Source organism: Flexivirga sp. B27 (assembly GCF_052905685.1).
The window spans coordinates 258775-273258 of sequence record NZ_JBPYUM010000004.1; the positions used below are offsets into that span (position 1 = coordinate 258775).

The 14484-nt window shown below is 62.6% G+C and carries 9 protein-coding genes; 5 read left to right on the top strand and 4 right to left on the bottom strand.

Translation table 11 applies throughout. From position 1 onward, the window contains the following. The first annotated feature begins 420 nt into the window (after window positions 1–420). From ACSZL9_RS16520 to ACSZL9_RS16530, 3 genes are all read left to right on the top strand, one after another. Window positions 421–876, top strand: coding sequence for a hypothetical protein (locus tag ACSZL9_RS16520; protein ID WP_446666607.1), 456 nt, complete (start codon window positions 421–423; stop codon window positions 874–876). A gap of 504 nt (window positions 877–1380) precedes the next feature. Then, the gene (gene dnaB / locus ACSZL9_RS16525; protein WP_446666608.1) at window positions 1381–2754 is read left to right on the top strand and encodes a replicative DNA helicase; all 1374 of its coding nucleotides are present in this window, start codon (window positions 1381–1383) and stop codon (window positions 2752–2754) included. Between the two features lie 150 nt (window positions 2755–2904). Further along, complete coding sequence (locus ACSZL9_RS16530; protein WP_446666609.1) at window positions 2905–3714, top strand: hypothetical protein; 810 nt, start codon at window positions 2905–2907, stop codon at window positions 3712–3714. A gap of 50 nt (window positions 3715–3764) precedes the next feature. Here the strand turns inward: ACSZL9_RS16530 and ACSZL9_RS16535 are convergent, their stop codons facing one another. The 4 genes from ACSZL9_RS16535 to ACSZL9_RS16550 are packed head-to-tail and all read right to left on the bottom strand — an operon-like array spanning window position 3765 to window position 10835. Further along, window positions 3765–4670 (bottom strand): PIN domain-containing protein, encoded by a 906-nt coding sequence (locus tag ACSZL9_RS16535; RefSeq protein WP_446666610.1) that lies wholly within the window; start codon window positions 4668–4670, stop codon window positions 3765–3767. A gap of 2 nt (window positions 4671–4672) precedes the next feature. Then, window positions 4673–7786: a type I restriction endonuclease subunit R gene (locus tag ACSZL9_RS16540; RefSeq protein ID WP_446666611.1), complete on the bottom strand. Its 3114-nt coding sequence runs from the start codon at window positions 7784–7786 to the stop codon at window positions 4673–4675. Continuing rightward, a complete protein-coding gene (locus ACSZL9_RS16545; protein ID WP_446666612.1) occupies window positions 7786–9081 on the bottom strand; it encodes a restriction endonuclease subunit S in 1296 nt (431 codons plus the stop codon). Before ACSZL9_RS16545 ends, ACSZL9_RS16540 begins: the two co-directional genes overlap by 1 nt. Further along, entirely contained in the window at window positions 9078–10835 is a 1758-nt protein-coding gene (locus ACSZL9_RS16550) for a type I restriction-modification system subunit M (RefSeq protein ID WP_446666613.1), read from the bottom strand. The genes ACSZL9_RS16545 and ACSZL9_RS16550 overlap by 4 nt, the downstream gene beginning before the upstream one ends. A gap of 681 nt (window positions 10836–11516) precedes the next feature. On the opposite strand from ACSZL9_RS16550, the gene ACSZL9_RS16555 reads away from it, so the two are divergent. Both ACSZL9_RS16555 and ACSZL9_RS16560 read left to right on the top strand, forming a co-directional pair. Continuing rightward, a complete protein-coding gene (locus tag ACSZL9_RS16555) occupies window positions 11517–12296 on the top strand; it encodes a TnsA-like heteromeric transposase endonuclease subunit (RefSeq protein ID WP_446666658.1) in 780 nt (259 codons plus the stop codon). Beyond that, window positions 12293–14461 carry a hypothetical protein gene (locus tag ACSZL9_RS16560; RefSeq protein WP_446666614.1) on the top strand — a complete coding sequence of 723 codons (2169 nt, stop codon included), beginning with the start codon at window positions 12293–12295 and terminating at the stop codon, window positions 14459–14461. The genes ACSZL9_RS16555 and ACSZL9_RS16560 overlap by 4 nt, the downstream gene beginning before the upstream one ends. Window positions 14462–14484 lie beyond the last annotated feature (23 nt).

Genomic DNA, 14484 nt, shown 5'->3' on the forward strand with positions numbered 1-14484 from the left:
TGTATAGGTGTTCAGTTCACGTTGCCAGCACTGACGCCGTCTTCTTTCGCCTGTGAGCGGATTGAGCACGGGAAGTGCGTCGAGGATGGTGGCGCTTCGTACGGCGGACGCAGCCAAAGTGAGACGAGGAATCTTCCGACGGAGGGTCCTAACCCGAGTCCGCACCCACCAAAGGGGAAGGAAACAATCCCGTACGAATACGGGGTGACGCGTGCATGTGGAAAGAACACGAGTCCGGATAAGGACTTCGGCTGTGACGGCTACGCCGAGTCCGCATGTGTTGATGTGAAGAATGCCACGGGGCCGTTGTCCTACATTTACCAGCGTCCTGTGATCACGAAGAAGACAGAGGGCCCGTGGAAATTCATGGGTATGACATGTTGGCCAGAGTTGGTGCCAGGGGCGAAGACAAAGCCGCGCGTGACTGTTGCGATGATTAAATCCGCGTTTATCAAGACGCCGTTCGCCAAGCCGAGGGCTAAAATGCAGCCTGTTGGCAATCGAACGCTGGTCAACCTTCCCAACTACTTTGCGACAGATTTCTCTGGCGCTGGCTACGGGCCAGACGAGGTACGCACCGTGACGCTGCTCGGCCACAAGGTCCGGATCAAGCCAGTCCTGAAGTCCAACACCTTCCACTTCGGTGATGGCGCCTCATTGGGCCCGACGACCTCGCGAGGCGGCGGTTACCCGGATGGCGACGTGAAGCACACATACAAGAAGCGTGGCTCGGCGAGCGTCTCGGTCACGACTGTCTATGGCGGGCAATTCGCCGTCGATGGCGGCAAGTTCACCGATCTGCCTGGAACGGCGACGATCACGGGGCCGACTCAGACGATCCAGATCCTGGAGGCCAAGGGCCGCCTGGTCCGTTGAGGCGCCGACGGCGCGAGTCGTCTTCCGCAGTCGGACATCACGGCGCCAGAAAACGATGGTGTGGGCGGCCCACTCCACGGGTGCAGCCGGCGTCCTTGACGTCGACGAGACGGCGGCTTGACCAGATCCTTACTGACCAGTGCGTAACCGCCGACACAGACTCGGGCGATCACCGTCGCCCTGTGGGTAACTCTCGTCACAGATCCACTGAATTTTTTTCTTGTGCACAGCCGCAGAGGCACGTTTGCGCAGGTCAGCGGCCTATGCGACATACATCAAGAAAGATATCCACAGCGGTGTCCCCAGGGTGTGCACACACGGAAGCGCACATCTCCACACGTTGTCCACAGGTTGTCCAGAGCACATCTGAGCGGGGGTTTGCGGGCGCGGCGGAAGGGTTCTAGCGTGGCCACTTCGCGTGTCACGCACCCCGGATCGACCCCCTTGTCACACCCTTGTGGTGCAGTCGACACATGTTCGAAAACGGCGGCAAGGAGTGCGTGCGTGGCAATTGCTGAACTTCCCCCGGACTACACCGACGACGGTGGCCACGGGGGCGGCATTGTTCCGCCGCAGGATGTGCCCGCCGAGCAGTCGGTGCTCGGCAGCATGCTGCTGTCCAAGGACGCGATCGCCGACGCGGCCGAGTCGGTCGACGGGCGCGACTTCTACCGGCCGGCGCACGAGTCGATCTACGAAGCGATCATCGATCTCTACGGCCGCGGCGAGCCGGCCGACGCCATCACGGTCGCCGATGAGCTGACCAAGCGCGGCGAGCTGAGCCGCATCGGTGGGCAGGCCTACCTGCACGAGCTGATCCAGGGCGTGCCGACCGCGGCCAACGCCGGCTACTACGCCGAGATCGTCGCCGAGCGAGCCGTGCTGCGTCGCCTGGTCAGCGCGGGCACCCGCATCGTGCAGATGGGGTATGCCGACGGCGGTGGCGACGTCGTCGACGTCATCAACGCGGCCCAGGCCGAGGTCTTCGGCGTCACGGCCGGCAAGGAGGCCGAGGACTACGTGCGCCTCGGTGAGGTCATCGCCGAGACCGCCGACGAGATCGACGCCGCCAGCAGCACCAACGGGCAGATGACTGGAGTGCCCACCGGGTTCACCGACCTGGACGCCCTGACCAACGGCTTGCACCCGGGGCAGATGATCGTCCTCGCGGCCAGACCGGCTGTTGGCAAGTCGACCCTGGGTTTGGACATAGCCCGTGCGTGCTCGATCAAGGCCGGTATGGCGTCGGCGATCTTCTCGCTGGAAATGAGCAAGACCGAGATCTCCATGCGACTGCTGTCCGCAGAGGGCGGCATACAGCTGCAGCACATGCGCAAGGGCACGATGCGCGACGAGGACTGGACCCGGCTGGCGACGACGATGGGCAAGGTGGCGGATGCGCCTCTGTTCATTGATGATTCGCCGAACATGTCGCTGATGGAAATCCGCTCCAAGTGCCGCCGTCTCAAGGAGCGCAACGACCTCAAGCTGGTGGTCATCGACTACCTGCAGCTGATGACGTCGGGCAAGCGTGTCGAGTCGCGGCAGCAGGAGGTCTCGGAGTTTTCCCGTGCGCTGAAGCTGCTGGCGAAGGAGATCAACGTGCCGGTGATCGCGATCAGCCAGCTCAATCGTGGACCCGAGCAGCGGACCGACAAGCGCCCGCAGATGTCCGACCTTCGCGAATCAGGATCGATCGAGCAAGACGCGGACATGGTGATCCTGCTGCACCGCGAGGACTCCTACGACCGCGAGTCCGAGCGGGCTGGTGAAGCCGACCTGATCGTGGCCAAGCACCGTAACGGTCCGACCGACACGATCACCGTCGCGTTCCAGGGGCACTACTCGCGGTTCACGAACATGGCGCAGAACTTCTGACCCTGTGTCGAGATGCAGCGAAGATTAACCAACCGCCCCTTGTAGTTAATCATTACTCGGAGTTATGAACATTCGGTGAGTGATGACGAGGAGTGATGGTTCGAATAAGGACGCATCGGCCGCAGCCGTGGGTGAAGGGACGCTGTCGGGATGACTCCGGATGGTTTCGACCCAGATTCCCGGACCGTCTCCGAAGAGGAGATCGTTGCGAAGTGGGCGGAGATGAACCCACTTGTTGATCGACTTGCTCAGCGTTTGGGCCTGCCTGATGAGTTTCCAGTTCTTGCGGGCAGCGCCCTAGCCGGGGACGAAACGGCGTGCGCGGCGTACCCCGTGTCCCACGCGGCAAGTCTGTGCCTGACAGCGGCTGTTGATCATTTGCATGCTGCGAAGGTTCTCGTCGCCGATGCAGGTTTTCATCACCTCGCGGCGTCCTCGACTCTCGCCCGCGGTGTCATCGAGAATGCCGCCACGGGCTACTGGATGCTGATGCCGCGGAGACGCGATGAGCGTGTGACCCGCGCGCTTCGGTGGTACTTGCGGAACGCACACGACCAGGAGGAAGCGGCTAAGGGCATCGCTGATGCTGGTGGGGCAACCGAGGCTGAAGTCAGGAAGAAGATCAGGGAAGCGTCGGATCGCCGTGGCCTGGACTGGGCGGAGGTCACCAGTCGGCTATATGCCACCTCGATCATCCGGGAGGTCGAGGAAGAGACGCGCCTACCGCTGCTTTTCCTGTGGCGTGTCTGCTCCGGTCTGGCGCACGGACGACCCTGGGCATACCTCGGCGCGCTGACGAGAGAGACCCAAGTAGGCGATACCTCTGGCGTGCGCGAGATTCGGCTGAGCAGTTCGTCGGCGCTGGCGCTCTATCCGACGCTGGAGGCTATGCATCTGGTCACGGAGTTCATCCGTTTGCGTGACCTTCGCGCTGGGGTCGATCACCGGCCTGCTGGTTAGCGCGTCGCGCTTCGGTCCGCGGTGTTTGGCCCGATGGCGCACCGAAAGTGTCAGGTCGGCAGCTCGACAAACGGAAGGCCAACCGCCGCGAGTTTGGTTTGTAGGTTCAGGTCACCGGTGGCGACGGTGAGGCGCGCCCCCGGATGATCGCTTTGGAGTAGCAGTGCTGAAGCGACCAACCGGTCGTCCGGGACAGCGAGATCCAACCACGAAGGAAGCCGCCCATCGTCTCGTGGCTCGATGTGGTCGAACCGCGCCCACACCCGGCCGGCAACCTTCACGCCGACGCTGACATCACCATTTGTTCGCAGACCCTTCAACCTGCGGTCGGCTCGGCGTGCGGCCTCCCTGATCTCCGGATTCCGGCCGCTGCGTTTCAGATCGTCGAGTTCGCGAAGCACAACCGGCAGCAAGTGGGCCATATACCGATCGCCAACAGTCGTGACGTGCGCGCTGAGGTCCGGGTTGTCCAGGATCGTGTTGGTATCGACTACCAGTCGAGACGGGTACTCGTCGTCGGGTAACAGTGCCTGTGAGCCGCGAAGCGCGGTGACATGTGCGCGGACAACCTGAATCGCCTCGTGCGTTGTCCGCGGTATTGAATGGTCGCTACCTCCAGATCGGACAAGCCAGCGTTCCAGCAATCTGGTTGCCTCGTGATGACGCTCCTCGACCTCAGGTGTGGGGTGTGGAAAGAGCAGCTCGAACCGCGGAACCCATTCGCGGACGGTGCGCAACAGCGCCATCCGTTCGGCTTCGAGTCCTGGGTCACTCGCTCCCCAGCCGAAGTCGGCAGCTCCGACGAAGTAGATCCCGCTGCCGTTCGCGTTTGGGTTCACGTACCTGATCTCGGACTGTTTGAGCAGCGCAATCATGTCGCGCTCAATCGCATCGAGCTCAGCTATCAACGCATCCAGGTAGGACGGCGGCGGGTCGGTGCTCATCGCCTTCGCCATGGTCAGCCTTCTGCCTTGACGTTCTCGTGGACTAGCTCGCCGAGGAGTCGGACGATCTGGACCTTCACGCGTTCGTCGGTGAAGAAGTAGTCGACCATCTTGTTGTGGCTGGTCTGGTTGCCGGCGACGGCATCGGTGACAGCGTCGGTCAGGTCGGGTGATTCGACGAACTGGCGAACGCTGTTGGCGCGGGCCTGCGTGGTGACGGTGTCGTTGTCGAGCAGGACGGTGACGATGCCTTCGACCCACGACTGCTGCTCGGCGGGGGTGAAGTCTTCGCCGGCGAACAGGTCGTTGACCTTAGCCAGCACCTCGGCCAGGCGCACCATCCGCGGATCTCGTGCGGTTCCCGTCCCGCTTGCCGCGACCGGCTGTAAGTGACGAGTTTCGCCACCGGCCAGGTCAAGGTCGTGATCGCCTGATCGGGCTTGCTTGATGTGCGTGAGCTCGACCGTGCTGAAGTCGACTGCGTCCGCTCCGGTCCGCCCTGTCAGTCGCCGCTGCAAGAACCGCAGGAACAGCGATCGCTTCTCCAGGTCGGTGTCTTGGTAGTTGATGATCTGCGACAGGAAGTCGTACAGCCGCACGAACGAGCCGACATCCTTGCGGAACAGGTCGAGTTGCTCGGCTGCGGTCTTGTCTTGGGCTGCGAGAGCTGCCGCGTACTGGTCGTTGAACCGATCAGCGGCCGACTTCAACGGTGCGCTGATGGCGCCGTGCTTCCCGCTGAGGTAGGCGGTAGTGAATGCCTCAATTTCTCCATCGGTGTAGATCCCTGCGGCTTCGAGTTTGGCCTGCAGGTCATGGACGATGTCGGGGTCGGTGACATCTTCGAGACTGGCCTGCCGGTAGTACGGCTTGAACGACTCAAGGATCTCGTCGGGATCGTTGACGAAGTCCAGCACGTATGTCGTGTCCTTGCCGCCCGCCGCATACGTGCGGTTGAGCCGAGACAACGTCTGCACGGCTGTCACACCGGACAGACGCTTGTCGACATACATCGCACTCAGCAGCGGCTGGTCGAACCCAGTCTGGTATTTGTTCGCGACGATCAGGATCTGGAAGTCGTCGGTCCCGAACGCGACAGGCAAGGTTCGGCCGCGTAGTCCGCCGTTGAGGTTGGACTCCGAGTAAGGCGGCTGGACGCCGGCGAACGTCACGCCAGACACCTGCTCGGCGGTCATCGACCCGGAGAACGCGACCAGCGTCGCGAGCGGGTAGCCGCGTTTGGCGATGTAGGCGTCGATCGCTTCCTTGTAGCGCACGGCGTGCTCGCGAGATGAGGTGACGACCATGGCCTTGGCGTGCCCGTCGAGCAGGTGCCGCACGTTCGCCCGGTAGTGCTCGACGATGATTTGGACCTTCTGGGCGATGTTCGTGGGGTGCAGCGAGACCCAGCGCATCAGCCCCTTGGTGGCCTCAGTCTCATCGACCAGCTTCACCTCTTCCAGATGCCGCTTGGACTTCTCCGCGATCTGAAAGGCGGTCTTGTAGGTCGTGTAGTTGCGCAGCACGTCGAGGATGTAGCCCTCCTCGATCGCCTGCTGCATCGTGTAGGTGTGGAACGGCTCCGGTCGCCCCTCTGCGCCTGGCCGACCGAACAACTCCAATGTCTTGTTCTTCGGAGTCGCGGTGAACGCGAAGAACGACAAGTTCGGTGACTCTGCCCGGGACTCCATGTCTGCGGCGAGGATTGCCTCGGCGTCGATATCGCCACCATCAGCCAGCGCCTCCAGCTCTTCCGACGAGAGGACCGCACGCAGCTTCTTCGATGCCTGACCAGTCTGGGAGGAGTGCGCCTCGTCGGCGATGATCGCGAACCGTTTCCCCTGCAGACCCTTGTTCTCCCGGATCGTTTGCAACGCGAACGGGAACGTCTGCATCGTCACGATCACGATCAGCCGGCCGGCGAGAAGTTCCGCAGCAAGCAGCCCTGACTTGGACTTGATGTCGTCGCTACCGGCGTTTCGGACCTCGTCGGCGTTGATCTGCGCGACCGTGCCGTCCACGCCCTCGATCTGCTTGATCGCTTTCTGCAATTGGTCGTCCAGAACGGTCCGGTCAGTCACGACGATGACAGTGTCGAAGACCCGGTGGTTCTGTTCGTCATGTAGTGTGGCGAGTCCGTGCGCGGTCCAGGCGATCGAGTTCGTCTTGCCTGACCCGGCCGAGTGCATCGCGAGGTAGCGGTGTCCGGTGCCTTCGGCGCGGACTGTTTCCAGCAGCTTGGTGACCAGCTCCCACTGGTGGAATCGCGGAAATAGCAGAGTCGTCTTGCGGGTCGCCTCGCCCGTGATCGGGTCGATGTCGGTGCGGGTCTCCAAGTGCAGCAGGCGCCCGATGATGTGCAACCAGGCGTCTCGCTGCAGCACGCGCTCCCACAGGTATGACGTCGCCGCGCCGCCCGGGTTCACCGGGTTTCCCGCGCCGCCGTCGTGACCGATGTTGAACGGCAGGAAGTGTGTTGCCTTCCCGGCGAGCCGGGTAGTCATTGCGACCTCGTCGTTGGACACGGCGAAGTGCACCAAGCATCGGTTCGCGAACCCCAGCAACGGCTCACCGCGCGGGTCCCGGTCCAGCCGGTACTGCGCCGTGGCGTCCTGGATCGACTGGGTGTTGTCGGTCTTCAACTCAATCGTCGCGACCGGAAGACCGTTGACGAAGAGCACCAGGTCAATGCTGTTGCTGTTCTTCGCCGAGTAGTGCACCTGCCGCATCACCCGAACCCGGACCGCGGAATACTGTTCCAAGGCCGAGGCGTTCAGCGTGGTCGCCGGTTTGAACTGACATATCGAGAACCGGGCCGGGGTCTTCTTGAACCCACCCCGCAGCACGTTCAAGGTTCCGCCACCAGCGTCGAGCGGTGCGTCGAGGGTCTTGATCAGGCGGTCCAGCAGTTGGTCGCGTGACTGTGCCTGTTCATGCTCGGACGTCGTCGGCTTGATGAGCTTTGCCAGTTCGTCGGACTGCGTCTCTTGCAGCCAGTCGAACACGTCCTCCGGGAACAGCGCCCGCTGCTTGTCGTATCCGTCATCGGTCGGTGAGTACAGCCAGCCGTTCGCCGCGAGATGCGCGCAGATCTCGTCCTCGAACGCCTTCTCGTGCTCGACCGCCATCAGGCCACCTCCCCACGCACATCCATCTGACCGGTCACCGCGGCCGTGATCAGCGCGGACCGCCGCTCTCTCGACAACTCAATGAACCGCTCCGTCCTCGCAGTCAGTGCACCGATCCTGGCAGTCTTTTCGTCGAGGTAGTTGGAGATTCGGTTTTGCTCTTTCACCGGTGGCATAGGTATCTGGATCGCGCCGAGGACATCGCGGGACAGCGATGGCAGAGTAGCGGTTCGATTGTTCGCCTCGATATAGCCGCTGGCAAGGCACGCCTTGAGGCAGTACGTAAGGAATTCGCTCGTGACTCGCCCGGATGATGGCCTGATGCGGGCGACGTGATTTTGGAAGCCCCAGCCTTCAAGGTCGCGGCGAATCAAGTGGCTTCGGCCGTAACCGGCGCCCCCCTCAACTACGACGACGTCACCGGCACGCAGCGAGTACCGCTCGAGTTCCGCGTGGCTGAATGTCATCTGTCTCGTTTCGTCCAACAAGAGGTCGTCGGGTTGGATGGACCCTGCCGCGAGGTATGGCGCCTTGATGTAGCCGACAGCGTCGCTGTCGGGCTTCGAAGAGTTCAACATCTTGCCGAGGACGGTTGAGAAGTTGTAGCGGATCGGAGCTGCAGTCCAGGCCGCCGGCAGCGCGCCAAACCAATGGGCAGTGTTCTTGAGAGAGAGTCCAGAATCAATGCCCGTGATTGAGGCACGGATCACTCCAATTCGCCGCTCTCGGAGGGTGGCGATGAGCTGTTCCTGCTTCGCGATGAGGGTGTCGATGCGCGCGGTCTCGCGATCGAGGAAGTCCGCGATTGCCCGTTGCTCAGGGTCTGGCGGCCGCGGGAGCGCAATCTGTGCAAAGTTGCCGTACTTGATGGATTGGCCGTCGCGAAGTTGGTTGGTCGTGGTGCGCAGTTCCTGAACGTACGCATCTGATTTGAGCAGCCATCGGTAGTAACGCGAGTCGACGCCTGGGCGTGGTGTCAGCACGGTGTACGCCACGCTCACCTTGCCACGCGCAGACGAGTGCTCGATGCCGCCTTGGAAGCTCCGGAGGTGGATCACGAAATCGTCTGGCTCGACGTGCTTCATCTTGTCGCTGCCCGCCAGGTTGAGAACCACCCGACCGCCGGTGATGGCCATGTATTCCGTTTGGGGAAGGACACCATAGGTCTGGGACGGAGTGAGGTGCACATCATCGCGGCTGCTGGGCTCACGACGTTCGCTGAACAGGGCCTTTGCCGGTGTGAGCGTCCACCGATCCGGCAATTTGCTAAGCCAGCCTGCTGGAGGACGACTCATTGTTCGACCTCGCGGAGGAGGTCCATGATCTCGGCGACGAGTTTGTTGAGGTCGGCGTCGATCTCTTCGAGTGGTCGCGGCGGCACGTACTCGTAGAAGTGTCGGGTGAACGGGATCTCGTAGCCGACCTTTGTCTTCTTGTGGTCGACCCATGCGTCGGGGACGTGCGGGAGGACCTCGGCGTCGACATACGCCTTGATCGTTACGTCGCGGCCGTCGTCACCAGCGGTGTTTCCGGCATACGTGAAGGGGATGTTCTCGGTGTCCCGCAACTTCGTGTCCGGCTTGGGCTGTCCCTTGCGGTCGGTGACCAGGTTGCCGGCATCGTCGAGCAGCGGACGCTCGACAGTGATGGTCCAGTAGCCGAACTCGTCGGCGCTGAAGATCTTGGAGTGCTCGGTGGGTGCGTAGGCGGCATACATCTTGACGATCGCGTCGCGGTCAGCAGCTGAGAGTTCGCGGGACTTGGCGCCGAGGTTCTTGCGCATTTTGGCGTAGAAGCCAGTGCCGTCGATCAACTGGACCTTGCCGACCCGGTCGGCGGGTTTGTTGTTGTCCAGTACCCACACGTAGGTCGCGATGCCGGTGTTGAAGAACATGTTTGTCGGCAGGGCGACGATCGCGTCGACCAGGTCGCGCTCCAGCAGCCACTGTCGGATCTTCGAGGGACCCGACTCGGCCGCTCCGGTGAATAGGGGTGAGCCGTTGAGGACAATGCCGGCCCGGCCGCCGCAGTCCTTGACCGGACGCATCTTGGTCGCCAGGTGTTGCAGGAACAGCATCTGCCCGTCGCCGATCGACGGCAGTCCAGCGGGGAAGCGGGAGTGTTCGCCGGCTCGGGCGATCTCGGCTTTGACGGCCTTCTCGGAGGCCTTCCAATCGAACCCGTATGGGGGATTCGAGAGGCAGTAGTCGAAGGTGGTGCCCGCGAAGAGGTCGTCGGCGAGGGTGTCGCCGAGCTTGATGTTCTTCGGGTTCTGGCCCTTGCCGATCATGTCGGACTTGCAGATGGCGTAGGACTGGTCGTTGATTTCCTGCCCGTACAGCTGCAAGCGGGCATCCGGGTTGAGGCCCGGCTTCTCGGGGGTGCCGATGAGGTGTTCCTCGGCGATGGACAGCATGCCGCCCGTGCCCGCGGTCGGGTCGTAGATGCTGCGGACAACGCCCTTCTCGGTAAGTGCTTGGTCGTCGCCGGCGAAGAGGAGCTCGACCATGAGCCGGATCGCGTCGCGAGGGGTGAAATGCTCGCCGGCCGTCTCGTTCGATGCCTCGGCGAACTTCCGGATCAGGTGCTCGTAGAGGTCGCCCATCTCCGCGTTGCTGATGGTGTGCGGGTGCAGATCGACCTCGGCGAACTTCTGCACGACGATGAGGAGTCGGTTCTTCTCCGCCATGGTGGCGATCTGCGTCTCGAATCGGAAACGCTCGAAGACGTCGATGTTCTTGGAGAACGCCGAGATGTAGTCGGTCAGGTTCGCGGACAGGCCGTCGGGGTCGCCGACCAGCTTGGCGAACGTCCACGGTGAGGTGTTGTAGAAGCTCAGCCCGGTGGCCTTCTTGACCTTCATGTCACGCAGCTCGTCCCGGGGTTCGACATACGCGATGTCGCGGACCTGCTCGCGGGTTGGTTCGAGCACGCAGTCCAGGCGGCGGAGGATCGTCATCGGCAAGATGACGTCGCCGTACTGGTGGGGCTTGTAGACACCACGCAGTTGGTCCGCGATCGACCACACGAAATTACCCAGACTGCTCAACGCATTCCTCCCAAGGATGTTGTCCCAACAGACTGCCTCAGTTTCGTCCACCCTGTAGCGGTTCTCGCAGGCAGGTCGCGTCACTCAACGCCGGGCATAGGGGTAGGCCGACAAGAGCCAGTCGACCATCGCAATCCTCGACTGGAGTGCCCGACGGTCGACGTATCGGAGCCCCTCGGCTTCCGCCTCGGCTTCTAGCTCAGCGCGTTCCTTTGTGAGTCGGTCGTATGCCGCTCGGCATCGCTGGCGGCAGGCCGAGCTGCAGAAGAGAGGCGGTCGGCTCGCCCCGCCTGGCCATTCGACGAACGAGGTGCAGTCGGGGTTGTCGCATCGGCGTCTGGCCTGTGTGCTCGCCGCACTCGATCGTTCACGCGACACGGGCGCACCTTTCGCGTTGGGTTCCGAACACAGCGTGGCCGTCGGTGCGGCCTCGCAACCCCAGGCGACGACTCAGGATAAGCAGAATCCGTTCGATGCAACAAGCGTTATTTGTGCACAGTAAGCGTTCGACTTGGTGCATTTAGGTGCTTCACTGACGCGTCCGCGGAATCGCTTTTTGTGTGCGCTTCCATTGTGCTGCGCTGAGTATCGGGGCTACGCTCGATCATGGAGCCGCTCCCCGGACGGCAATAAGTGAGGGCGCGCCCGGTTGCAACGGGCACGCCCTCGGGACGACTCCTGATGCGCCTACTAAGCGAAGGATTCGTCGTGCCTGATTGTAGTTCTCGGTTGCGCGGAGAGCGACCTGTTGCCCGTTGGCTTTTCAACGTCGGCGGTGTCTTGGACGAGTGGGACTGGTCGTCTCCGCCGGACCCGCGGACGCTTCTCTCGGTACGTGAGATCAAGCGGGCAAGGTCGAGGCAGGGGCATGTTCCACGGTGGGCGTACTCGACAACGATGGGCGGTCACGTGCGGCTGGAGTCGTCGCTGGAGCACGATCTGTTCCGCGACCTCGACCGCCGAGCGGAGATCGCGACGTTGGTGGCGCAGCCGTTGCTGTTGGAGTGGCCCGGCCCGCGTGAGCCTGTGGATAAACACACCCCGGATCTGCTGTCGATGGACAACGCAGGTGCTGTCACCGTCTGGGACGTTCGGCCGGCGGAGATGCAGGACGAAGAATTCATCGCGGACTCTGAATGGACCCGTGAGGCGTGCGGGGAGGTGGGCTGGGGTTATGAGGTCTTCGCCGAAATCACTCCGATTCGGCGGCTGAACCTGATGTGGTTGGACGGCTTCCGACGCCCGATGCCCTGGTACGAGCCTGGACTTGCCGCGATCCGTGAGGCGCTGCCGACCGGGGGCACGATGGGGCAGCTGCGGGAACTGGATGGTGGCGCCGGGCACATTCTGTCGGCCATGTGGCACGCCATCTGGTCGGGAGAGATCCGCTCAGACCTTGATGCGCCATTCGTTGGCGGCACCCAGGTGCAGGTTTCGCCGGAGGCGGCGGTGGGTAAATGACCGGGAGCGCGATTGACCTGCACGTTGGTGCTCGGCTGATGCTCTCCACTGGCCCGGCCGTCGTGGCAGCTCTGGAACGGCACGGTGTGTGCGTGAAGACGGCAACGGGTGCCGAGGAGCACATTCGGTGGGATCACCTGACCGTGCAACCGGTCACAGCGGATGGTATAGCCGCCATACACACCGCGTTGGAACCCTGGTGGAGCAGCCTTGACGAGGCCATTCAGCGGGAGACGATGGTGAAGCTGGAGGTCGTCTTGGAAGTCTTGACCGGGTATCGAGACGGGATTCCTGAACTTGCCCACGAGGGTGAACCCTTCTACCCATTCGGCGAGGCCTTCGGTGTCAGCGTTACGAGGCGAACCAAGGCAATGGCACGGCAATTGTCGTTCGAACGCGGCGCCGACAGGTCCTTGATTCGGCGTGTGCGGGCAGGTGAGCTCCAATCGACCACCGTCAGCGATTTGACGGTTCGTCTCTGGATCCGGTCGTACCGCAAGGAAGGGCTGCGGGGTCTTGTCGATGGGCGGAAGACCAGGGGTAAGCAAGGATTCGACGCCTTGGACCCGCGGTTCATGCGGATCGCTGAGGAGGAGTTCGCCGTCTTCGATGGCGGTCGTAGCGGCGTCAATCTGGTTGAGATCGAACGTCGGATCTTGGTGCGGCTCAAAGAGGCCGGTGCCACTGACGTCCATCTGCCGCAACGCCTCATGCAGCAGTACTTGTCGAGCCGACAGGCAGCCCTGGGCACGACGACTCGGGGGCATAAGAGTGCCAAGATGCGGCAGCGATCTGGGCACCGCAACTATCCCGACGTGCACCCTGGCCATTTGGCGACCGACGTCACCCGCGCGGACAACCTGGTTCGCGACACCGTCGGCCGACCGATTTCGGTCGAAATCATCTCCGTTATTTCAGTGCCCACCCGCGTCATCGTCGCCTGCCGTGTGGTGCCGCAGTCCGCTGACGCAGTCGAGGCCGGGCTGGCGCTATACGACGCGATGCGCCCGTTCTCGATGGTCGTCGAGGGCACCACGATCAACGACTTCCGCTGGTGCGGTATACCCGCATCGTTGAGTTTCGCTCCATTTCCGCCACAGTCGCCGACCCCGCACTTGAAGACGGATCGAGAAGTCGAAGGCACGCATATCAAGCCCGGAGTGGCCCCCAAGTCGTTGCGTGCCGACAACGGGAGCATCTTCCTCAGCGAACACCTGCGACGGATCCTTGCCGAATTCGGTGTAGATGCGCTGCCATCGCGAGTCGGGCGCCCATTGGATAACGCGCACATCGAACGGTGGCACGAAACCCTGCAGGCCGCATACCAAGCGGTGCCAGGGTTCAAAGGTCGACATGTGCGCGAACGAGGTCGGTATGTCGGGACCACCGCCGACGAACCCCTACTGTCCGCGCGAGAGCTGCAGCAGCATCTCCATCGGTTTATCGCATTGGATTATCACCGAAATCATCACAGCGGGTTGGTTGTGCCGGACCTGGAGGACGTCAAGCTCACGCCACTGGAGATGTTCGACATCAGGTCAGAGACAACGGGGCGTCTTCTGGTCCCGCAACACCCAGACCTGCTCTATCAGTTCCTCCCGGTGCGATGGCTGACTCCCGGCAACGGCGGGGTCACATACCGGCACCTCACGTATGACGGGCCGATTGTCGACGAACTACGAGGACTTCGGCCGCGTACGTTTCGCGATAAGGACGACAAGATTCCGTTCCTGATCGATCCACGCGACCGAAATCGAATTTGGCACCGCAGTCGACTTGACGACCGGGTACATGAGTTGGTTTGGCGCGACTCCCACCTCGTCCACGCCCCAATGACCGATTGGGTCGTGAGTCGCGCGGCCGAATTGATGAACGCGCGAGGCGGCAACGCAGCGTTGTCGCGACGCAAGACGATGCGTGAGATTGTCGAAGCTATCACCGTCCTGACAAGCCCGGGCGGTGCTGAGGAGTGGCACACCCAGTTGGGACGGGCGCACATCCGTCATGAGCAGGCCCTTATCGACCATGCCGAAGCCGCTGCGGCAGCTGCCACAGACGATGACCGTGTCGCACCAGTCATCCCGCTGCGCGCCGACGCTCCGGGCGAGCCATCGCTAGCTACTGCTGGGGAGCCCTGGCCGGACTACGACCAGGTCGGCGACTGATATGGACTTTGGACAATGGCACC